Raw genomic sequence first — 642 nt, 5'->3', positions numbered from 1 at the left:
CCGCGCGCGAGGCGCCCGCGCGGCTGCCGGGAGCGGTCCTGTACGAGGGCCCCGGTTACCCGTACGCGACGCACGGGGACGGCGTGGTCACCGGCGCGCTGATCACGCCGCGCCCCGAGGCATACGCCGAAGTCCTGCGCGTACTGGACCGGTTGGAGGAGTGCCACGGGCCGGGCGACCCCCGCAACCTGTACGACCGGGTGGAGCGGACCGTCGGGCTGCCGGGCGGGGGAGCGGCGCGCGCCTGGGTCTATCTGGCGGCGGCCCCGCTCGCCCGGGAGCTGCGCGAGCACGGCACCGTGCTGCCCGGGCCCGAACCAGGTCTGCCGTTCTTCGTCTACGGCACCCTGCGCCCCGGCGAGCGCTACTACCGGCTGCTGCTGACCGGCCGCACCGCGCGCGAGGCGCCCGCGCGGCTGCCGGGAGCGGTCCTGTACGAGGGCCCCGGTTACCCGTACGCGACGCACGGGGACGGCGTGGTCACCGGCGCGCTGATCACGCCGCGCCCCGAGGCATACGCCGAAGTCCTGCGCGTACTGGACCGGTTGGAGGAGTGCCACGGGCCGGGCGACCCCCGCAACCTGTACGACCGGGTGGAGCGGACCGTCGGGCTGCCGGGCGGGGGAGCGGCGCGCGCCTCCT

The 642-nt window shown here is 76.9% G+C and carries 1 protein-coding gene and 1 pseudogene; both read left to right on the top strand.

Features of this window, described 5'->3' with window-relative positions; all coding sequences use genetic code 11:
- Nucleotides 1-23 precede the first annotated feature (23 nt).
- A pseudogene (locus ACJA3G_RS38175) lies at nucleotides 24-206 on the top strand (gamma-glutamylcyclotransferase); the annotation flags it as partial.
- Between the two features lie 96 nt (nucleotides 207-302).
- The coding region (locus ACJA3G_RS38170) for a gamma-glutamylcyclotransferase family protein (RefSeq protein WP_406557572.1) at nucleotides 303-642 on the top strand (340 nt) is incomplete at its 3' end.

The sequence above is a fragment of the Streptomyces sp. YS-3 genome, from assembly GCF_045257485.1.
GTDB lineage: Bacteria > Actinomycetota > Actinomycetes > Streptomycetales > Streptomycetaceae > Streptomyces.
Note: the sequence above shows the minus strand (reverse complement) of the source record. Positions and strands in the feature narration are given on the sequence as shown.